The 18,759-nt window shown below is 65.6% G+C and carries 21 protein-coding genes; 13 read left to right on the forward strand and 8 right to left on the reverse strand.

What is annotated here, in order from left to right:
- Positions 1–2 precede the first annotated feature (2 nt).
- The 6 genes from V7S63_RS25020 to hydA are packed head-to-tail and all read left to right on the forward strand — an operon-like array spanning position 3 to position 5,253.
- Entirely contained in the window at positions 3–746 is a 744-nt protein-coding gene (locus V7S63_RS25020; protein ID WP_100962171.1) for an amino acid ABC transporter ATP-binding protein, read from the forward strand.
- A 4-nt stretch (positions 747–750) separates the two neighbouring features.
- On the forward strand, positions 751–1,425 hold the full coding sequence (locus tag V7S63_RS25025; RefSeq protein ID WP_336532223.1) for an amino acid ABC transporter permease: 675 nt from the start codon (positions 751–753) through the stop codon (positions 1,423–1,425).
- A complete protein-coding gene (locus V7S63_RS25030; protein WP_336532224.1) occupies positions 1,425–2,090 on the forward strand; it encodes an amino acid ABC transporter permease in 666 nt (221 codons plus the stop codon). Before V7S63_RS25025 ends, V7S63_RS25030 begins: the two co-directional genes overlap by 1 nt.
- A 25-nt stretch (positions 2,091–2,115) precedes the next feature.
- Positions 2,116–3,048: an N-carbamoyl-D-amino-acid hydrolase gene (locus tag V7S63_RS25035; RefSeq protein WP_336532225.1), complete on the forward strand. Its 933-nt coding sequence runs from the start codon at positions 2,116–2,118 to the stop codon at positions 3,046–3,048.
- A gap of 59 nt (positions 3,049–3,107) precedes the next feature.
- Positions 3,108–3,758, forward strand: coding sequence for an aspartate/glutamate racemase family protein (locus tag V7S63_RS25040; protein WP_336532226.1), 651 nt, complete (start codon positions 3,108–3,110; stop codon positions 3,756–3,758).
- A 16-nt stretch (positions 3,759–3,774) separates the two neighbouring features.
- Entirely contained in the window at positions 3,775–5,253 is a 1,479-nt protein-coding gene (gene hydA / locus V7S63_RS25045) for a dihydropyrimidinase (RefSeq protein WP_336532227.1), read from the forward strand.
- Between the two features lie 264 nt (positions 5,254–5,517).
- Here the strand turns inward: hydA and V7S63_RS25050 are convergent, their stop codons facing one another.
- The 6 genes from V7S63_RS25050 to V7S63_RS25075 all read right to left on the reverse strand — a co-directional run bounded on the left by V7S63_RS25050 (position 5,518) and on the right by V7S63_RS25075 (position 10,886).
- Positions 5,518–5,991, reverse strand: coding sequence for a glycosyltransferase (locus V7S63_RS25050; RefSeq protein WP_336532228.1), 474 nt, complete (start codon positions 5,989–5,991; stop codon positions 5,518–5,520).
- A 698-nt stretch (positions 5,992–6,689) separates the two neighbouring features.
- Positions 6,690–7,025: a hypothetical protein gene (locus tag V7S63_RS25055; RefSeq protein ID WP_336532229.1), complete on the reverse strand. Its 336-nt coding sequence runs from the start codon at positions 7,023–7,025 to the stop codon at positions 6,690–6,692.
- The gene (locus tag V7S63_RS25060) at positions 7,025–7,909 is read right to left on the reverse strand and encodes a DUF6772 family protein (protein ID WP_336532230.1); all 885 of its coding nucleotides are present in this window, start codon (positions 7,907–7,909) and stop codon (positions 7,025–7,027) included. Before V7S63_RS25060 ends, V7S63_RS25055 begins: the two co-directional genes overlap by 1 nt.
- Before the next feature lie 5 nt (positions 7,910–7,914).
- On the reverse strand, positions 7,915–8,742 hold the full coding sequence (locus tag V7S63_RS25065) for a carbohydrate ABC transporter permease (protein ID WP_336532231.1): 828 nt from the start codon (positions 8,740–8,742) through the stop codon (positions 7,915–7,917).
- Complete coding sequence (locus tag V7S63_RS25070) at positions 8,735–9,607, reverse strand: carbohydrate ABC transporter permease (RefSeq protein ID WP_336532232.1); 873 nt, start codon at positions 9,605–9,607, stop codon at positions 8,735–8,737. Before V7S63_RS25070 ends, V7S63_RS25065 begins: the two co-directional genes overlap by 8 nt.
- A 154-nt stretch (positions 9,608–9,761) precedes the next feature.
- On the reverse strand, positions 9,762–10,886 hold the full coding sequence (locus tag V7S63_RS25075) for a mandelate racemase/muconate lactonizing enzyme family protein (protein WP_336532233.1): 1,125 nt from the start codon (positions 10,884–10,886) through the stop codon (positions 9,762–9,764).
- A 96-nt stretch (positions 10,887–10,982) separates the two neighbouring features.
- On the opposite strand from V7S63_RS25075, the gene V7S63_RS25080 reads away from it, so the two are divergent.
- From V7S63_RS25080 to V7S63_RS25110, 7 genes are all read left to right on the forward strand, one after another.
- On the forward strand, positions 10,983–11,774 hold the full coding sequence (locus V7S63_RS25080) for a FadR/GntR family transcriptional regulator (protein WP_336532234.1): 792 nt from the start codon (positions 10,983–10,985) through the stop codon (positions 11,772–11,774).
- Positions 11,746–13,047, forward strand: a complete 1,302-nt coding sequence (locus V7S63_RS25085) for an ABC transporter substrate-binding protein (protein ID WP_336532235.1) — start codon at positions 11,746–11,748, stop codon at positions 13,045–13,047. Before V7S63_RS25080 ends, V7S63_RS25085 begins: the two co-directional genes overlap by 29 nt.
- A gap of 32 nt (positions 13,048–13,079) precedes the next feature.
- Positions 13,080–14,369, forward strand: a complete 1,290-nt coding sequence (locus tag V7S63_RS25090) for an ABC transporter substrate-binding protein (RefSeq protein WP_336532236.1) — start codon at positions 13,080–13,082, stop codon at positions 14,367–14,369.
- Positions 14,369–15,121 (forward strand): SDR family NAD(P)-dependent oxidoreductase, encoded by a 753-nt coding sequence (locus V7S63_RS25095; protein WP_336532237.1) that lies wholly within the window; start codon positions 14,369–14,371, stop codon positions 15,119–15,121. Before V7S63_RS25090 ends, V7S63_RS25095 begins: the two co-directional genes overlap by 1 nt.
- A 317-nt stretch (positions 15,122–15,438) precedes the next feature.
- Complete coding sequence (locus tag V7S63_RS25100; protein WP_336532238.1) at positions 15,439–15,816, forward strand: ABC transporter substrate-binding protein; 378 nt, start codon at positions 15,439–15,441, stop codon at positions 15,814–15,816.
- Positions 15,741–16,421, forward strand: a complete 681-nt coding sequence (locus V7S63_RS25105) for an ABC transporter substrate-binding protein (RefSeq protein ID WP_336532239.1) — start codon at positions 15,741–15,743, stop codon at positions 16,419–16,421. The genes V7S63_RS25100 and V7S63_RS25105 overlap by 76 nt, the downstream gene beginning before the upstream one ends.
- A complete protein-coding gene (locus V7S63_RS25110) occupies positions 16,418–16,771 on the forward strand; it encodes a hypothetical protein (RefSeq protein WP_336532240.1) in 354 nt (117 codons plus the stop codon). Before V7S63_RS25105 ends, V7S63_RS25110 begins: the two co-directional genes overlap by 4 nt.
- A gap of 49 nt (positions 16,772–16,820) precedes the next feature.
- Here the strand turns inward: V7S63_RS25110 and V7S63_RS25115 are convergent, their stop codons facing one another.
- Positions 16,821–17,642 (reverse strand): ATP-binding cassette domain-containing protein, encoded by an 822-nt coding sequence (locus V7S63_RS25115; protein ID WP_167561667.1) that lies wholly within the window; start codon positions 17,640–17,642, stop codon positions 16,821–16,823.
- A complete protein-coding gene (locus tag V7S63_RS25120; RefSeq protein WP_336532241.1) occupies positions 17,618–18,700 on the reverse strand; it encodes an ABC transporter permease in 1,083 nt (360 codons plus the stop codon). Before V7S63_RS25120 ends, V7S63_RS25115 begins: the two co-directional genes overlap by 25 nt.
- Positions 18,701–18,759: the final 59 nt, after the last annotated feature.

Here is an 18,759-nt window from a genome sequence, read left to right on the forward strand (position 1 = left end):
CCATGCGTCCGGCCCACCCGCTGCTGGACATCCGCGGCCTGCGCAAGAGCTATGGCGCGGCCGAGGTCCTCAAGGGCATCGACCTCGCCGTCTCGCCCGGTGAACTCGTCTTCCTCATCGGCCCTTCCGGCTCCGGCAAGAGCACGCTGCTGCGTTGCTGCAACCGGCTGGAAGAGGCCAGCGGCGGCTCGATCTGGTTCGACGGGCAGGAGGTGCTGGCCGACAGGATCGACATCAACGCGCTGCGCCGGCGTATGGGCATGGTCTTCCAGTCCTTCAACCTCTACCCGCACATGAGCGCGCTGGGGAACGTCACGCTGGCGCTGCGCAAGGTTCTGAAGAAGCCGCGCGCCGAGGCCGAGCGCATCGGCATGGCCGCGCTGGAGCGCGTCGGCCTCGCGCATAAGGCCGCTTCCTATCCGGGGGAACTCTCTGGCGGCCAGCAGCAGCGCGTTGCCATTGCCCGCGCCTCGGCGCTGGAGCCCGGCCTGATGCTGTTCGACGAGCCGACCTCGGCGCTCGACCCCGAACTCGTCGGCTCGGTGCTGCAGGCAATGCGCGACATGCGTGCCGCCGGGATGACGATGCTGGTCGTCAGCCACGAGATGCGTTTCGCCCGCGAGGCGGCCGACCGCGTCGTCTTCATGGATGGCGGCGTCATCGTCGAGCAGGGCCCGCCCGAGCAGATCTTCGGTTCGCCACGCCACGAGCGCACCCGCACCTTCGTCTCCGAGGTCGCCCGGTAGCGCCATGGATCGCTTCCTCGACAGCTTCCTGAACGCCAAGCTGATCGCCGCCACCTGGCCGGCGATCCTGAGCGGGCTCGTCGTGACGATCGAGATCGCGGCGCTCGTCGTCGGGACGGGCCTGCTCTTGGGCCTGGCACTCGCGCTGGTGCGCTGGCGGGCCGGCCGCTGGTTTGCCTGGCCGCTGATGTTCTTCGTGGATCTCTTCCGCGCGGTGCCCCCGCTCGTTCTCGTGCTGCTGGTCTTCTTCGGCCTGCCCAATGTCGGCATCGAACTGCCAAGCTTCGCGGTGCTCTGGCTCGTGCTTTCGCTGGTGCTCGCCGCCTTCGCCGAGGAAATCGTCTGGGCAGGGCTGATCGCAGTGAAACGCGGCCAGCGCGAGGCTGCCCGCTCGACCGGGCTCACCGAGACCCAGACGCTTCTCTACGTCGTCCTGCCGCAGGCGCTGCGCCTCGCCGTGGCGCCGTTGACCAACCGCACCATCGCCATCACCAAGAACACCGCACTGGGAACGGTGATCGGCGTGCCGGAGATCATCAACCAGGCAACGACCGCGGTCTCCTTCTCGGGCAATGCCACGCCGCTGCTGATGGGCGCCTTCGCCTATCTCCTGCTCTTCATCCCGGTCATCGGCCTCGGTCGGCTGATCGAGAGCCGCTTTGCCTGGAGGCGCCAGTAATGGACGTGCTCCTCCAGCAGTTCTTCAATCTCGACATTATGGCCAAGGCCCTGCCGCTGGTGCTGCAGGGCTTGAAGACCACGCTACTCATCTGCCTGATCGTCATCCCGATGGGCCTCATCGGCGGCGTGCTGGTGGCGTTGGCCAGCCGATCCACGGTTCGCGCCCTGCGGGTTTCGGTGACGCTGCTCGTCGACCTGATGCGCGCCTTACCGCCGCTGGTGGTGTTGATCCTCGTCTATTCGGGGCTGCCTTTTCTCGGCTTGCGCATCTCGCCGCTCACGGCGGTCGTGATCGCCTTCTTTCTCAACAACGCCGCTTATTACGGCGAAATCATCCGTGCGGGCATCGAGAGCGTCCCCGCCGGGCAGTGGGAGGCGGCGCGCTCGACGGGGCTGAGGGCGGATCAGACGTTCACCTGGGTGATCCTGCCGCAGGGCCTGCGCAACGTGCTGCCGGACCTCGTCTCGAACACGGTCGAGGTGGTGAAGCTCACCTCTCTCGCCAGCGTCGTCTCGCTGCAGGAGATGCTCTACTCGGCCGACATGGCCCGTTCTCTCACCTTCAACGCCTCGCCGATCGTGCTGGCCGCGCTGATCTATTTCGCGCTGCTTTGGCCGGCGGTCAGGCTCGTCAGCCGCCTCGAACACGTCGCCGCCCGCTGAGCGGCCATCATCGAAAGGACGCGCCATGCGCATGCTCACCGTCGCCGCCGCCCAGATGGGCCCGATCCAGAAAGCCGACAGCCGCGCGGCCGTGATCGCCCGCATGATCGCGCTGCTCGACGAAGCCAAGGGGAAGGGTGCCGATCTGGTCGTCTATCCCGAGTTGGCGCTGACGACCTTCTTTCCGCGCTGGTATTACGAGGACCGTGGCGAGGCCGACATCTGGTTCGAGGATGCGATGCCCGGCCCGGCGACGCAGGCCCTGTTCGACCGGGCGCGCGAGCACGGCATCGCAATGTCCTTTGGCTACGCCGAAAAGACATCGGACGGGCATCACTTCAACACGAGCATTCTCGTCGACAAGACCGGCGTCATCGTCGGCAAGTACCGCAAGATCCATCTGCCCGGCCACGCCGAATACGATCCCGAGCGCACGCATCAGCATCTCGAAAAGCGCTATTTCGAGCCGGGCGACCTGGGCTTCCCGGTCTGGCGCACGCTGGGCGGCGTGCTCGGCATGGCGATCTGCAACGATCGGCGCTGGCCGGAAACCTACCGCGTCATGGGCCTGCAGGGCGTCGAGATGGTGCTGATCGGCTACAACACCCCCTCGGTGAATTCGCAACGCGGCGCAGAGGGCCCTGAAAAGCGCCTCTTCCACAACCGCCTCAGCGTCCAGGCCGGCGCCTATCAGAACGCCACCTGGGTCGTGGCGGTGGCCAAGGCCGGCGACGAGGACGGGCACCATATGATCGGCGGCTCGCTGATCGTCGACCCTAACGGCGAGATCGTCGCCGAGGCCAAGACGGAAGGCGACGAATTGCTGGTGCATGCCTGCGATCTCGATGAGACGGCCTTCGGCAAATCGACCATCTTCGATTTCGCTCGCCATCGCCGCATCGAGCATTACGGGATCATCACCAGCCAGACCGGCGCAGTGCCGCCGCCTGAGGCGTAAAGACTGCCGCCGACCAAAGGCCCGGCCGCAAGGGGCGCAGCCTTTCCGGGAGACAGACCATGAGCCGCATCCTCGTCATCAATCCGAACTCGAACGAGGCCGTCACCGAAGGGCTGCGCCAGGCGCTGGCGGTTTTCGCGCGCCCGGGCAGCCCCGAAATCTTTTGCGAGACGCTGGCCGAAGGTCCCTTCGGCATCGAAACGCAGGAGCATGTCGAGGCCGTGGCCATGCCGCTGCGCCGGCGCATCGAGGCGGCCGACGCCGATGCCTTCGTCATCGCCTGCTATTCCGATCCGGGCCTGCATGTCTGCCGCGAGGGAACGGCAAAGCCGGTCTTCGGCATCGCCGAATGCGGCGTGCTGACGGCGCTGGCGAGGGGCGATCGTTTCGGGGTCATCGCCATCAAGTCGCGCTCCATCCCGCGTCATATCCGCTATCTGCGCCAGATGGGGCTGATGGAGCGGCTGGCGGGCGAGCGCGCGCTGGAGATGTCGGTCGCCGAAAGTGCCTCGGGCGAAGGCACGCTCGCCCGCATGATCGAGAAGGGTCGGGAGCTGCGCGATCTGGACGGAGCAGGGGTGGTCGTGATGGGCTGCGCCGGCATGGCCCGCCACCGAGCCCCGCTCGAACGGGCGCTGGGCGTGCCGGTGATCGACCCGACACAGGCCGCCGTCGCCATGGCGCTCGGCACCGTGATGGTCGGCCCCTGAGACGAGGATCAACGCAATGACGACCCCTTACGACCTCATCATCCGTGGCGGCACCATCGGCAGCGCGACCGGCAGCTTCCGCGCCGACCTCGCGGTCAAGGACGGCAAGGTCGCCGCCCTCGGGCTGGGGCTCGGCCGGGCCACGCACGAGATCGACGCGACCGGCAAGCTTGTCCTGCCCGGCGGCGTCGACACCCACGCCCATGTCGAGCAGGTCTCGGCCGGCGGCCTGCTCAACGCAGACAGCTTCGAAAGCGCTACCGCCTCTGCCGCGTTCGGCGGCACCACCACGCTGATCTCCTTCGCCGCCCAGCATCGCGGGCTCGATCTGCGCAAGGTCGTCGACGACTATGCGGCGCTCGCCCGGCGTGGCGCGATGATCGACTACGCCTTCCACCTGATCGTCGCCAATCCCGATCGCAAGACGCTGGAGACCGACCTGCCGGCGCTGATCGCGGAGGGGCACGCCTCGATCAAGGTCTTCATGACCTATGACCTGATCAAGGTGGACGATGAACCTTTGCTCGACCTCCTGCTGACGGCGCGCGAGAACGGCGCGCTCGTCTGCGTCCATGCCGAGAACCACGGCATGATCGCCTGGATGGCGCGCCGTCTCGTCGAGAAGGGCTATGTCGCGCCGAAATATCACGGCGTCAGCCATCCGCGCGTGTCGGAAGCGGAGGCCTTCAATCGCTTGATCGCGGCCTCCGAACTGCTCGACCAGCCGGTGATGATCTTCCACGTCTCGACCCGCGAAGGCGTCGAGGCCGTCCGTGCGGCGCGGGGGCGGGGCCTGAAGATATTCGCTGAGACCTGCCCGCAATATCTCTTCCTGACGAAGGACGACCTCGACAAACCCGGCCTCGAAGGCGCGAAATGGATGTGCTCGCCGCCGCCGCGCGAGACCGACGATCAGGAGGCGCTGTGGCAGGGGTTGGCTCTCGGCGATCTTCAGACCATCTCGTCCGACCATGCGCCCTATCGCTTCGACGAGACCGGTAAGCTCTCGGCCGGTCCCAATCCGAACTTCAAGCAGATCGCCAACGGCTTGCCGGGGCTGGAGACGAGGCTGCCGCTGCTCTTCGACGCCATGGTGTCGAAGGAGCGGCCCGAATTCGCGGGGCGGGGGCTGGATGCCTTCGTTCAGCTGACCGCGACCGCGCCGGCACAGATTTACAACCTGCCGGGCAAGGGCGCGCTCCTGCCGGGCTATGACGCCGACATCGCGATCTGGGATCCGCATCGCAAGGTCATAGTCACGGACGCCATGATGCATGACCGGACGGGTTTCACGCCTTTTGCCGGACGTCATTCCATTGGCTGGCCCGAGACCGTGCTCGTCCGCGGGCGGAGCGTCATCGCTGAAGGGGTGGTGAAGGCCACGCCTGGCAGCGGTCGCTGGCTGGCCCGCACCGGCGGCTGGGCAGCCAGACCGACCGGTCGGCTCGTGCCGGAAATGGACCCGGCCCGCAATTTCGGCGCGATGCTGCTTTGACCGACTGTGCCCGTGCTCACTCCGGGAGCTCAGATGCCTTTGACGGACGGGAGGGGGCACGGAGGCCGCGCGAAGCTCAGCGCATGGTCTGCGCGCCACAGCAGTAACCGGGCGCCGCCCTCTCGGCAGCAGCCGCTGGGCCTCGTCATATTCGACGCTGGGAGAGGAAGCTTGGCGTGCGGTCGCCAACCGAGCCTCACCGACATGTCCGCTTCCTGGCAGGCCTTGAACGGCAGTTCCTGGCGCCCAGCAAAGGCGTCCGGTTCAGCTGAATGGTCGGTCAGTTCTCAGCATATGCGCGGCCATTGTGACGAAGCTGGCGATGTCGTCTGCTCCATTGCGCCGATCAAGTCGCTGGCAGCGCAGTCTGATCCCGTTTCGAACGCGATCGTCGAGCATCGTTTCCACCACCTCGCCGATCCGATAGCGATCGTGGTCCCTGCGCAGCAGCAGCGCCAGCCCCAAGACCTCCGCGTATTTGGCCCGGACCAGCTGCAGGTCCATTTCTTCCGCCTCGTTTGGCACGAAGATCGTCGGTATTGCGCCCAGCAGGTTCTCGTGGAACGCGTTGTAGCCGGCCGCCGAGACGCAGATGTCGAAGGCGTTGCTGTAGCGGAAGGCTGGAAAGAGATCGATCCTCTGCCGGCGCGGCTGATCGCCCGGGTCCTTGGCGCGTTTGAGTCGCATCTGACTGCGCCTTGTGCGGGGAATCGATACCGATCGTGCAGCCCGGAGCATGCTCCGCAAGGGAAGGGTGCGTTTTTTACGATCGCATCGCGTTTAGAATTTCCCTTTGAACTGAAATGCAGACTCGGGCGCTGGGGGTAGGGCTGCGTTTATACCTGCCGATCCCAAGGGGCCGTCGGCCCCTTTCCCGGCGGGCCAGTTTCATCCCCTGTAGTGAGCGGCAATGCGCCGGATCTGTTCGGACATGGGCAGTTTGCGGATGTCCTTGTAGATTTCCGTATTGCGCCATGAGCCGCCCCGATGGGCGCTGATATGGCAGGCCCGGCAGATCACAACGCAGGTTTCGAGCGTTATCGGCGCGCCCATGACATCTGGAATGACGTGGTGAGCTTCGGCACTTTCCCCCAATGGGATGGCTGGCTCGACCTTTGCTGCCGGTGTCGCGGATGCTGGTCTTGTACGAGGCGCATCGGTTCTTTTGCCTAGCGAGCGCCTGTCTCTGAATCGGGGCCGGAAATCTCGAATGCGATTGTCGAGCAGGCACATCTGCTCAAGGAAGAGGGCTGGATCAGGACGATCCGTTCCGACGGAACGATATCTCAGATGCCCGCAATCTCCGCCGCGAGAGAGCTCTGGAGCGAGAAGCGGCGTGCCTGGTCGGTTTCGAGCGCGCCATCGTCTTGCTCTGGAGGCCCGCTTTCGGGCGAAGTGCCCGAGCCATGTTCTAGCACATTCTGCATTCCGCCCTGTCAGGCTTTGAGATGAAGTGTCACCAGCACGGTGACCTCGGCGCCCTCCGGCAGCGTCGCCGCCACGCGCACAAAATTGCCGAAATGGGCAAGGCGCTGGAAGGTCACCGCGTCCTTGCTCGCCGGCAGCGGAAACTCCGAACCCTCATGGCACCAATGCATGCCGTCTGCGGAGATTTCGACCCTCGCCTTTGGCAAAGGCCCCTTCGGCTGCTTCAGCGCGCGCACAAAGACGATCGCCTCCTTCGCCCAGCCGGCCTCGTATGGTTCGGTCGCAGCTTCGCCGATCCAGCTCTCGTTGCGGGCGACGACGGCGGTCAGGTTCTCTGGCAGCATCAGAACTCTCCCGACAGGCAGACGGAATCGAGATAGGCGAAAGCGCGCTTGTCGGTGTCGGTCTCGGCAAAGAAGGCGAGATTGAGCATGCACCACAGGTTCTTCATCGCCGGGATGCGGATGCAGTCGAAGTTGTCCATGGCGAAGATGCGGTCGTTGACCTGGAAACGTGTCGCCTGCATCGCGCCGAGGTCGAAGTCGAAGCGCAGATAGTGCCAGTTCACCTTGGTCGGGATCTCGTTGTAGCAGAGCCGCTGCTCGCCGCCGGGCAGGTCTTCCCAGTCGTCGGGCGCGAGGTGGTAGTGCGTGATCGTCTTGCCGGCATGGCCGATCGGCTTGATCGGCGTCGTCTTCCGCTTGAACTGCCATTTCTGCAGGTGCTTGCCGTCCTGCGCGTTGAGGAAGCGCAAATGCGGCATGACGCGATCGCCGGGTCCGGACGTGTCGCCGATCTGGAGATCGTAGAGGAAGCCGAAGGAGCGGATATCGGTCTCCGAGAGCTGCAGTTCGCTCGCCTCGGGCTTGAAGGTGAAATAGGCTTCGAGACGGATCGGCCCCGGCTTTCGGAAGGTCAGGCGCTTGATCGCGACGTTCTGCGCGCCCTTCTTTGGTCGCGTTGCGATCTTCAGCGCATAGGAGCCATCGACGCCGCCATGCGAGCCGAAATCCCAGTTCGGCAGGGTCGAGAGCATGGCGTGGCTGTGCTGGGCATAGCCCGGCAGCATCGCATCCAGCGTCTCCTCGTAGTTGCCGACTAGCTGCGTCCAGCCGCACATGCCGCGGTCGAAATCGTCGAGACAGATGATGCGGGGCAGCGGATCGAAGCGGCTGAGCTGCGGATCGGCCTCGCGGATGGCGCGGCGCAGGGCGTCGATGTCGGTCATGGCGATTACCCTTTCACCGCGCCGGCGGTCAGGCCCGCGACGAGATGCTTCTGCATGAGGATGACGAAGGCGAGCACCGGCCCGAGCTGCACGGTCGAGGCGGCGAAGAGCACGCCCCATTCGACGCCTTCGACGGCGCCAATCATCTCGGAGATCACCAGCGGCGCGGTCTTGGCCTTGGTCGTGGTGAAGATGAAGGCGAAGAGGAACTCGTTCCAGGCGTAGACGATGACGAAGACCGAGACCGCCAGCATGCCCTGCGCCGCCATCGGCAGGATCACGCGGGCGATGATCTGAATCTGCGAGGCGCCGTCCATCATCGCGGCCTCGTCCAGCTCGCGCGGGATTTGGTCGATGAAGGTGCGCATCACCACCGTGCCGAGCGAGACGAAGAAGGTGGCGTAGAGCACGATCAGCACGAAATGCGTGTCGTTTAGCCCGAGCCAGTTCACCACCGGAAACAGCGGCAGGGTGATCACGATCGGCGGGATCAGCCGGATGAAGATCAGGAAGAAGGCCGAGGCCTGCAGGCCCTTCGAGGCGAAGCGCGAATAGGCGAAGCCGGCGAGCAGGGAGACGCCGACGGCAAGCACGGTTGCGCCAACCGTGACGAGGAAGCTGTTCCACAAACCGAAGAAGAAGTCGCCCCAGCGGCTCCACAGCGCCTGGTAGTTGGCCAAGGTCGGCGCAAAGGCGAAGGTGCTGCCGGTCGAGAAGATGTCGCGGTCGGCCTTGAAGGACGACAGTGCGATCAGGCCGATCGGCACCAGCGACCAGGCGACGATCGCAAGCACGCCGACGAGCTTGAGGAGATGGCGCAGGAGCTTAGGCACGCGCGAACATCTCCTTGTAGAGCCGGCGCAGATAGAACAGCGCAAGCAGGAGCGAGGCGAGCACCAGCAGCCAGCCGGTTGCCGCGGCGGGGCCGAACGCGTTGTAGCGGAAGGCTTCGAGATAGAGATAGACCGCCATCACCTCGGTCGAGCGCGCCGGGCCGCCGCCGGTCATCAGCCAGACCTCGGAGAACAGCCGGAAGGCGAAGATGTAGCGGAACAGGGCGGCGATCAGCAGCGCCGGCATCAGCAGCGGTAGCGTCACCCGGCGGAACGAGGTCCATGGCGAGGCGCCGTCGATTGCGGCGGCCTCATAAAGATCGCTCGGGATCGAGAGCCTCGCCGCGTAGAGTATGATGAAGCTGAACGGCAGATGCAGCCAGATCGAGAGCAGGCTGACCATGGCGAGGCCGTGGCTCGGGTTCACCGCCCATTCGATCGGCGGCAGGCCGAGCGACATCAGAAGCCGGCTCATCATCCCGACATCCGGCTCGAACAGGAAGCGCCACATCACCACCGCTGAGACCTCGCTGACGGCATAGGGCGCGAGCACGATCGCCAGCAGCAGCGGCCGGAACGGCACGCCCGAGGCGAAGAACAGCGCCATGCCGAGGCCAAGCAGGAGCTCGACATGGACGACCACCGCGACGACGATCACCGTGTTGAGCAGCGCCTTCCAGAAATAGGCGTCGCCCAGCACCTTCGCGTAGTTGGCGAAGCCGACGAAGCTCGCCGCCTGGCCGAAGGAGGACTGGTTGAGGCTGAGCCAGAAGACATAGATCGCCGGCAAGAAAATGATGCCGCCGATCATCAATTGGACCGGCGAGACCAGTGCGATGGCGGAGAGAGGCGTCCTCTGACTCATCTATGGTTCCCCACCTTAGTCATCCCGGGCGAAGCGAAGCGCAGACCCGGGATCCATGCCTGAGCCGTTCCGGAATGGATCCCGGATCGGCGCGGCTTCGCCGCTTGTCCGGGATGACTCCGGAGGTATTGGAGGCTGAGAACACAGCGCATTGTCACGCGATCCTGAAGCGCGCCAGCGCGTCGCGGTCGATCTCGATGCCGAGTCCCGGTCCCTGCGGCACGGCAAGCTTGCCCTCGACCAGCTGGGAGCCCTCACCGACGATCGGGTGGGTGAAGGCGTCGCGCAGCGGGTTCTGGTAGACCATGCACTCGAAGGTGCGGAAGGTCTCGGCCGCCGCGGCGAGCTGCAGGCTCGCGGCGACGCAGATCGCGCCCGACCAGCCGACATGCGGGGCATAAGCCGTGTTGAAGGCGGCGGCGAGCTCGCAGATGCGCCAGGTCTCGCTGATCCCGCCCGAGCGCGTCACGTCCGGCTGGATCAGCCCGAGTGAGCGGTCCTGCAGCGAGATCAGCGCGTCGGTCGCGACGAAATCGCTTTCGCCGGCGGCGAGCCGGATCGGCAGGTGCTGGGCGAGGCGGCGATAGCCTTCGCGATCCTGCGGCGCGATCGGCTCCTCGAAAAAGCCATAGCCGAGATCGGCCAGCGCCCGCCCGACGATCAGCGCGTCGTCGACGTCATAGGCCCAGTTCGCGTCGACATAGAGGGCGATGTCGTCGCCGGCCAGCTTGCGCACGAGCCTGGCGCGGGCGATCGCGTCGCGCAGCGGACGGCCAAGCTTGACCTTGATCTCGCGGAAACCGGCCTTCAGCACAGCGGCGACCTCGGCCTCGACCGTGGCATCGTCGAGCCAGTTGATCGAGGAGGCATAGGCGGCGACTTCTTTGCGGCCCATACCGCCGAGCAGCGTGTGGATCGGCTGGCCTGCCTGCTTGCCGGCGATGTCCCACAGCGCGATGTCGACCGCCGCGATCGCCTCGACTATCTGGCCGCCCGGGCGCCCAGACAAGGCGGCGCGCATCGCCTTCCAGAGCAAGCGCCGGTCGGCGGCATCGCGGCCGAGCAGGCGCGGCACCAGCGCCTCCTCGATGAAGCGGGCGTAGCCGGCGGCGCCGCGGCGGCAGAGACCTTCGCCGAAGCCGATGACGCCATCCTCCGTCTCGACCTCGACCACGACGATCTCGATCGCCGGATAGTCGCCCTGCGACGTGCGTTGGACTTTGGGCAGGGTCGCCCGCAGCGGATGTACGGTGACCTTCGAGATGCGGCTGGCCGGCATGAAGCGGCGTCCTCCCGAGTGTTCAACTTATCTGATAGGTTGAACAGTTGCCAAGTTGAGCGGCATCTGTCAATGATCTCCGAACGGAGGTGATTGATGAGCGATGCCGCTTCATCCCTGCTGGGTGGCGACGACCCATTCGCCGGCGGTGACGTCGTGCCTATGCGGCTTGGCGACGCCGTGATCCAGCGCATCACCCAAGCGATCCAGGACGGCAGGCTAAAGCCCGGCGACGCCTTGCCGTCGGAGGCGCGGATCGCCGCTTCCTTCGGCGTCAGCAAGCCGATCGCCCGCGAGGCCATCCGCCAGCTCGCGGCGATGGGCGTTGTGCACATCCAGCAGGGCAAGCCGACCCGCATTCAGGCGCTCGATGCCGCCCCGCTCGACCGCTTCTATCGTTTCGCCGTGCGCGGCCGGGCCAATGGCCTGACCGAGGCAGTGGAATTGCGCCGCATCCTCGAGCCGCCGATCGCAGCCCATAGCGCCGCGCGGCGCTCGGCTGATGATGTCGAGAAGCTCGACCTGATCCTCGCCCGCATGGAGGATGCACTCGGCCATGTGCCGCGCTGGATCGAGGCTGATCTCGACTTCCACGAGGCGATCGCCGCCTCCTCCGGCAATCGTCTGCTCGATTTCCAGATCAGGGGTCTTCGGCCGGTGATCCACGAGGTCATGGAGATCTTCAATTCGCGCGAGAAGCGCACCAGGGACGACTGGCGCCGCACCTTCGCGCGGCATGTGCGCGTCGTCGAGGCGATCCGCGTCGGCGATCAGGCCGCGGCTTTCGCCGCCATGAACAAGCATTTCGAAGCGGCAGAAGCCGCCATCGCGGAACTCGCGAACCATCGGGAGGACAGGCATGACGACGGAGACAGGGCTGAATCGTAGGCAGTTCGGCGCCGGCATCCTCGGGCTGAGTTTCACGGCGCTAGGCGCCGGAGGCGCACGCGCGCAGCAAGGCGGGCCGTTCAACGTCTTTGCCCATCGCGTCATGCAGACGGTCTCGACCGGCGCACAGGGTGGCGACATCACCAAGGATTGGGCCGCCAAGAACGGCGTCGGCGTCCAGTGGACGACCTTCGACACCGGCCCGTTGCAGGAGCGACTGTTCCGCGAGGCGAGCCTCGGCGAGACTTCGGTCGATGTCGGCTTCGTCCTCAATACGCAGGTCGTGCCGCGCGCCGCAAACCTGTTCGAAGCGCTCGACGACTATCTCAAGCGCGATCCGCTCGAGGACCCGGCCGACGTCTTCACCGGGCTGATGCAGGGCATGACTGTCGGCGGGAAGCAGCTCGCCGTCCCGTTCCGGCATGCCTCCTCCGGCCTGCACTACAATGAGGAGATTCTGGCCGAGAAGGGCTTCTCCAAACCGCCGGCGACGATCGAGGAGATGATCGAGATCGCCAGGGCCTGCAGCTATCGCCGCTCCGACGGCACGCAGGTCGTCGGCCTGTGTATGCCGGGCGTGACCTATCCCAACGTGATCGACCTCGCCCGCGCCTGGGATGGCGAGTTCATCACGCCCGACTTCAAATGCGCCGCCGACCAGCCGCCGATGCTGAACGCGATCCGGACCTTGCGCGAGCTCTTCCAGGCCAACGCCTTCCCGCGCAATTTCGCGACGCTCTCGCCCGAGGACGTCAATGTCTGGATGCAGCAGGGCCGCGCCGCGATGAGCCTGCAGAGCATGGGCCGCAACCGCATCTACAACGATCCGCAGAAGTCGAAATTCTCTGGTAAGATCAGGACGATCGCCGTTCCAGCCTCCAAGACGCTGGCGGGCAAATACGATGCCGCCCCGGCCAAGGTCGAGTTCTGGGGCATGGTCATCCCGAAGAACGCCAAGCGCAAAGACCTCGCCTGGAGCTTCATGAAGGCCATGGCCTCGAAGGAGGCGACGCTGAAGGCCGCGCTCAATGGCAACGGCCCGGTCCGCGCCTCGACCTATGCCGATCAGAGCTTCGCCGGCACCGTGCCTTACGCGGCCGAAGAACTGAAAGTGCTGAAGGTGGCGCGCGTGCCGCTGCCGGCTTTCGACGAGGCGGCCCGCGCCGGCGACCTGTTCAAGGAGGAGGCGGAGGCCGCGGTGCTCGGCATGAAGACGCCGGAGGAGGCGATGGCCTCGCTGGTCAAGCGCGTGCAGCCGCTGTTGCCGGCTTGATCATAAGGCAGAAAAGGCCCGGAGGAGACGCCATGACCTTTCCGATCTCACGCCGCCGCTTCGGCGCTCTCGCCGGCGCGGCCGTAACCGCTGCCGCTTTGCCAGGTCGCGCCTTCGCCCAGGCGAAGACGCTCACCGCGCTCGGCCACCGCGTCCACCAGACCGCCGCCACGACCGGGCCGGGCGGCGACGCCACCGAAGCCTTCCGCAAGACGAGCGGGGCGAACCTGAGCTGGGTCACCTTCGGCGACGTCAATGCCGTGCATGAGCGCCTGCTGCGCGAGGCCTCGCTGGCCGAGACCTCGATCGACGTCGCCTATCTCGTTAATGGCCGCGCCGTGCCGCGCAATATCAAGCTGTTCGAGCCGCTCGATACGCTGCTCAAGGATGCGCCGATCGAGGCCTTCGACGATTTCGCGCCCGGCCTGATCGGCCCGCTCAAGGTCGATGGCGCCCTGCACGGCATCCCGGTCCGCCACGCTACCAATGCGCTGATCTACAACGAGGCGCTGCTGGAGGAACGCGGCATCAACAAGCTGCCGACGACCTTCGAGGGACTGGTCGAGGTGGCGCGCAAGCTCACCTTCAAGCGCGAGGACGGCACGCAGGTCCACGGCCTCGCCTTCACCGCCGTCTTCGCCTCGAATTTCCTGACTGTCTCGCGCTGCCTCGGCGGCGACTACATGACGGCCGACGGCAAGCTGACCGCGAACGAGCCTCCGATGGTCAAAGCGCTGACCATCCTTGCCGATCTCTACAAGGCTGGCGTGCTGCCGCGGAACTTCGCCACGGTGAACAATGAGGAGATCACCACCTGGATGCAGCAGGGCAGGGCGGCGATGACGATCAATCCGTTCGCGCGCCTCGTCTCCTACAACGACCCGGCCAAGGGCAAATATGGCGGGCGCTTCAAGTCGCTGCTACCGCCGATGGCGGCGGACCTCGCCGGCAAGGTCGCCTTCGCGCCGACGGTTGAGTTCTGGTCGCTGATGATCCCGAAGAACGCCAAGCAGAAGCCGCTCGCTTGGGAACTCATCCGCGCGCTCTCGTCGAAGGCCGGCACCACGGCGATGGCGCTCAACGGCAACGGGCCGACCCGGATCTCGACCTATGCCGACGAGAAGCTCAAGGCGGCGATGCCCTATGCCGCCGACGAGGCCGCGGCGCTGAAGGCCTCGCGCATCCATCTGCCAGCCTTCGACGAGCAGGCCCGCGCCCACGACATCTTCATCGAGGAGACGCAGGCCGCCGTGCTCGGCCGCAAGCCGCCGCAGCAGGCCATGGACGATGCAGTCGCCCGCGTGAAGCCGCTGCTCGGCTGATGGCGGGGCCGCTTTCGGGGCGCACCGTGCTCGTCACCGGCGCGGCGCGCGGCATCGGCCTGGCGATCGCGACGCGGCTCGCCGAGGCGGGCGCGCATGCGATCATCCACGACCGGGATGTCGTTGCAGCCGACGCGGCAACGACTGATCTGCGGGCAAAAGGTCTCGCGGCATCGACCTTGATCGCCGATCTCGCGGAGGCCGCTGCCCCATCCGCCATGGCGGCAGAGCTGAAGGCGAACGGAAACGAACCCGACATTTTCGTGCTCTGCGCCTCGGTCGAAACCCTGGAGACATGGGATGCGGTCTCGGAAGCCGCGATGGCTGCGCAAACCGAGATCAACCTTCATGCCACAGTGAGGCTGCTGCAGGCCTTCCTGCCTGGCATGCTGATGCGCGGCTTCGGCCGGATCATCGCCATCGGCAGCGTCCAGGAGACACGCCCCAATCCGACGCATTTCTATTACGCGGCCACCAAGGCGGCGCAGACCAACATGATCCTCAATCTGGCGCGGACCCTGCGTGCGCCCGATGTCACCTGCAACATCATCCGGCCCGGCGCGATCCTGACCGATCGCAACCGCGCAGTGCTTGGCCAGCCTGGACGGGAGGAGCAGGTGCTCGCACGCATTCCGCTCGGCAGGCTCGGGCGTGCCGAAGACTGTGCGGGTGTCGCCCTGCTGCTTTGCTCACGTGAGGGCAGTTATATCAACGGCGCCGAGATCGCCGTCGATGGTGGAATGCGGCTTTGAGAGAATCGACTTTGGCCGTCGGCATGGCGAAAGGGCCACCGTGAATTTCTGACGCGGCACGTGATGGGCCCTCCTCACTGCCTCTCGCCAATGTCTGCTTCCGGGCATTGTGCCAACGGCAGCTATTGGCGCGCTATAGGCGTGGGTGTAGGTACATTCCCCTTTTTGCTCATCGAAGTGCGCCCCGCAGTCGCCAAGTTAGATATTGCCTTCCTGCATCAATCGATGCCGATTTTTCGCTTAATCGCGTCAATCCGTCATGCTCCGATCGGCCCCGTCAACATCAGAAGCGCATAAGCGCGATCGAGGGGATCGACATGATACGCAAATGGTTTGGCGGCGCTTTCGTCGCGGTGTCGCTGGCGGCCGGACTGCTTCCGGTGCAGGCGCAGGAGAAGAAGCGGCTTACCGTCGGGATGACCACCTGGGTCGGCTATGGATTGCTCCATCTCGCTGACAAGAAGGGGTTTTTCGAAGAGAACGGCGCCGACGTCTCGCTGGTTACAGTGCAGGACAAGCCCTCGACGGCCGCCGCGATCGCCACCGGGCGGATGGATGGCTGGGTCACCACCGTCGACACCTTCATCTTCTATAACGCCGCCAAGCTCGGCGTGAAGCAGTGCTGGCCGTCGATTTCTCGAAGGGCGGCGAAGGCCTGTCCGCCAAGGGAGACATCAAGAGCGTCGCCGATCTGAAGGGGCGCACGGTCGCCGCCGAGCAGGGCTCGAGCACCTTCTTCTTCCTGCTGAACGTGCTCGCCGAGAAAGGCATGGCCGTCAGTGACATCAAGGTGCACTCGATGCGGGCAGGTGATGCCGGTGCAGCCTTCGCGGCCGGCCGGGTCGACGCGGCCGCGACCTGGGATCCCTGGCTTGCTAAGGCCGCCGAACGCGGCGGCCATATCCTCGTCAGCTCCGCCGACAAGCCGGGCCTCATCGTCGATACAGTGGCTTTCCGCAGCGAGGTGATCGAGAAGTGCGGCAAGGAGGTCGAAGGCTTCGTCAAGGCGTATTTCCAAGCCTATGACTACTGGAAGGCCAATCCCTCCGAGGCCAACGACATCATGGCGAAGGCGCTCGGGATCAGTGCCGAGGAGTTCAAATCCTCGCTCGCCGGTCTCGAATTCGTCTCACGCGCCCAGAACCGCGACTATATCGGCTCGACGGCAAAGTCCGGCGAGATCAAAGCGGTGACCGAGCGCGGCATCGACTTCTATACGACGCTCGGCCTGCTCAAGGAGCCGATCCAGGCAGGCGCCGTGATCGACACCGGACCTCTCGCCGCGGCGCTTGGCCAATGAGCAGGCGCGCGACGAGCGTCGGCGCGATGACGGACCGGAGTCCTGCGACGGGTGGAGCGCGAGGCGCTCCACTCCGGACGGGGCGGCCGAAAAGCCCGGTTCTCACGGTTCGCCAACCTCTGCCGGCAGGGGCGTCCATCCTCCTGTCCGTCTCGTTCTTCCTGATCCTGCTCGCGCTCTGGGGGGCCTCAACGGGGCTCGGCTTCGTCTCCTCCTTCTTCCTGCCGAGTCCGGCGCAGGTGCTACGGGCCGGGTGGCAGATGTATGTTCCCGGCGGCTTCCTCGGCGACATCACGGTCAGCGTCTACCGCGTGCTCGGCGGGTACCTGCTCGCGGCCACCATGGAATGAAACGCCCTTCTAGGAAGAACGGGGCTGATACGAGAATCGATGGCGTAACTCAGGCCGCCATCTCGATCGGCGTTCTTGCCCCTGTCATGAAGGAGACCGCATCCGACATCGAATGGGTCTTGGGATCGATGACCGTCAGGCGACGGCCGAGACGATGGATATGGATGCGGTCGGCGATCTCGAAGACATGCGGCATGTTGTGGCTGATCAGCACGATCGCCACGCCGCGCCGGCGGACATCGAGGATCAGTTCGAGTACGCGCCGCGATTCCTTGACGCCCAGGGCGGCTGTCGGCTCGTCCATGATGACCACGCGCGAGCCGAAGGCCGTTGCCCGTGCCACTGCCACCCCTTGGCGTTGGCCGCCCGAGAGGGTCTCCACGCGCTGATTGATGTTCTGCACCGTCAGCAGGCCGAGCTCGGTCAGCTTGTCGCGGGCGATGCGCTGCATGGCCTTGCGGTCGAGCATGCGGCAGACCGAGCCGAGCACGCCCGGACGACGCAGTTCGCGGCCGAGAAACATGTTGTCGGCGATCGATAGGCTCGGCGAGAGCGCGAGTGTCTGATGCACGGTTTCGATGCCGGCGGCTTGGGCCTCCAGCGGCGAACGAAACGCGACCCTTTCGCCATTGAGGCTGATCTCGCCTTCATCCGGGACCAGCGCGCCGGACAGCGCGCGGATCAGGGATGACTTGCCGGCGCCGTTGTCGCCGATAACGGCAAGGATCTCGCCGGGATAGAGGTCGAAATCGGCGTGATCCAGCGCAGTCACACGTCCGTAGCGCTTGACGAGACCGCGGGCCTTGAGGAGCGGCTCGGCCGGTTGCGATGTTCTGAGCTCGAGGGTCATGCCGACACCTTCCGGATCCATTGATCGAGGGCGACCGCAACAATGATCAGCCACCCGACGGTGAACTCCTGCCAGAGCACGTCGACGCCCGAGAGCGCGAGGCCGTTGCGGAACACGCCGACGATCAAGGCCCCGATCAGGGTGCCGATGATCGAGCCGCGCCCGCCGAACAGGCTGGCCCCGCCGACGACGACCGCGGTAATGCTGTCGAGATTGGCCGTCTGGCCGGCCTGCGGGCTGATCGAGCCGATCCGTCCGATCAGGATCCAAGCGCCGAGTGCGCAGATGGTGCCGGCCAGCACATAGACGGTGAACAGGATGCGGTCCGTGCGGATGCCGGAGAGCCGCGCGGCGTCGGGGTCGTCGCCGACGGCGTAGAGATGGCGGCCGAAGGCGGTGCGGTTGAGCACGAACCAGACCAGCCCGACCAGCGCCAGCATGAAGAAGGAGCCGTAGGTGAAGCGGGCGCCGAGCACATCCACCGGCGTCCCGAGCCATTGCAGGAACGGGGCGGTTCGCGCCACCTCCTGCGAGCGGATGGTTTCCGAGGCCGAGTACCAAAGATTGAGTGCGAAGAAGATCGACCAGGTGCCGAGGGTGACGATGAAAGGGGGCAGCCTGAACCGCGTCACGAGCACGCCGTTGATCGCGCCGCAGCCCGCACCCGCAGCTATGCCTGCCGCGAGGGCGATCGGCGCCGGCAGCCCCATCATGACGGCGAGCTTACCCATGATCACCGAGCACAGGACCATGATCGCCCCGACAGAGAGGTCGATGCCGGCGGTGATCACGATCAGCGTCTGGGCAATCCCGATCACGCCGATGATCGTCACCTGCTGAATGATCAGCGACAGATTGAACGCCGACAGGAAGCGCGAGCCGACGATCAGGCTGAAGGCAATGACACCGAGCAGAAGCACGATCGCGGGCACGGCGGTGGGGTTGGCATGCAAGAAATGCTGAAGCTTCTGGAGCGGTGATTTCGCCGACACCTCGAACTCGGCCACCCGGGTGTCAGGCTTGTCCAGCACGGCCTCGAAGGCCTGGATGCCGGGGCGACTGTTGCCAATATCGGTCATCGTGGTTTCCTCACCGAGGGCTGTCCTTGCGCCGTGTCGGCGCGGGCGCCCACTCTTTT

The organism is Allobosea sp. CCNWLY174 (assembly GCF_037120455.1).
In the GTDB taxonomy this organism is placed as follows: Bacteria; Pseudomonadota; Alphaproteobacteria; order Rhizobiales; family Beijerinckiaceae; genus Allobosea; species Allobosea lupini.

What these genes read in the sequence shown, in the direction of transcription:
- hydA (WP_336532227.1), top strand. Translation starts at nt 3,775, where the DNA reads ATGACGACCCCTTACGACCTCATCATCCGTGGCGGCACCATCGGCAGC.
- V7S63_RS25120 (WP_336532241.1), bottom strand. Translation starts at nt 18,700, where the DNA reads ATGACCGATATTGGCAACAGTCGCCCCGGCATCCAGGCCTTCGAGGCC.
- V7S63_RS25115 (WP_167561667.1), bottom strand. Translation starts at nt 17,642, where the DNA reads ATGGATCCGGAAGGTGTCGGCATGACCCTCGAGCTCAGAACATCGCAA.
- V7S63_RS25095 (WP_336532237.1), top strand. Translation starts at nt 14,369, where the DNA reads ATGGCGGGGCCGCTTTCGGGGCGCACCGTGCTCGTCACCGGCGCGGCG.
- V7S63_RS25055 (WP_336532229.1), bottom strand. Translation starts at nt 7,025, where the DNA reads ATGCTGCCAGAGAACCTGACCGCCGTCGTCGCCCGCAACGAGAGCTGG.
- V7S63_RS25030 (WP_336532224.1), top strand. Translation starts at nt 1,425, where the DNA reads ATGGACGTGCTCCTCCAGCAGTTCTTCAATCTCGACATTATGGCCAAG.
- V7S63_RS25070 (WP_336532232.1), bottom strand. Translation starts at nt 9,607, where the DNA reads ATGAGTCAGAGGACGCCTCTCTCCGCCATCGCACTGGTCTCGCCGGTC.
- V7S63_RS25020 (WP_100962171.1), top strand. Translation starts at nt 3, where the DNA reads ATGCGTCCGGCCCACCCGCTGCTGGACATCCGCGGCCTGCGCAAGAGC.
- V7S63_RS25090 (WP_336532236.1), top strand. Translation starts at nt 13,080, where the DNA reads ATGACCTTTCCGATCTCACGCCGCCGCTTCGGCGCTCTCGCCGGCGCG.
- V7S63_RS25085 (WP_336532235.1), top strand. Translation starts at nt 11,746, where the DNA reads ATGACGACGGAGACAGGGCTGAATCGTAGGCAGTTCGGCGCCGGCATC.
- V7S63_RS25025 (WP_336532223.1), top strand. Translation starts at nt 751, where the DNA reads ATGGATCGCTTCCTCGACAGCTTCCTGAACGCCAAGCTGATCGCCGCC.
- V7S63_RS25060 (WP_336532230.1), bottom strand. Translation starts at nt 7,909, where the DNA reads ATGACCGACATCGACGCCCTGCGCCGCGCCATCCGCGAGGCCGATCCG.
- V7S63_RS25050 (WP_336532228.1), bottom strand. Translation starts at nt 5,991, where the DNA reads ATGCTCCGGGCTGCACGATCGGTATCGATTCCCCGCACAAGGCGCAGT.
- V7S63_RS25040 (WP_336532226.1), top strand. Translation starts at nt 3,108, where the DNA reads ATGAGCCGCATCCTCGTCATCAATCCGAACTCGAACGAGGCCGTCACC.
- V7S63_RS25075 (WP_336532233.1), bottom strand. Translation starts at nt 10,886, where the DNA reads ATGCCGGCCAGCCGCATCTCGAAGGTCACCGTACATCCGCTGCGGGCG.
- V7S63_RS25100 (WP_336532238.1), top strand. Translation starts at nt 15,439, where the DNA reads ATGATACGCAAATGGTTTGGCGGCGCTTTCGTCGCGGTGTCGCTGGCG.
- V7S63_RS25110 (WP_336532240.1), top strand. Translation starts at nt 16,418, where the DNA reads ATGAGCAGGCGCGCGACGAGCGTCGGCGCGATGACGGACCGGAGTCCT.
- V7S63_RS25080 (WP_336532234.1), top strand. Translation starts at nt 10,983, where the DNA reads ATGAGCGATGCCGCTTCATCCCTGCTGGGTGGCGACGACCCATTCGCC.
- V7S63_RS25035 (WP_336532225.1), top strand. Translation starts at nt 2,116, where the DNA reads ATGCGCATGCTCACCGTCGCCGCCGCCCAGATGGGCCCGATCCAGAAA.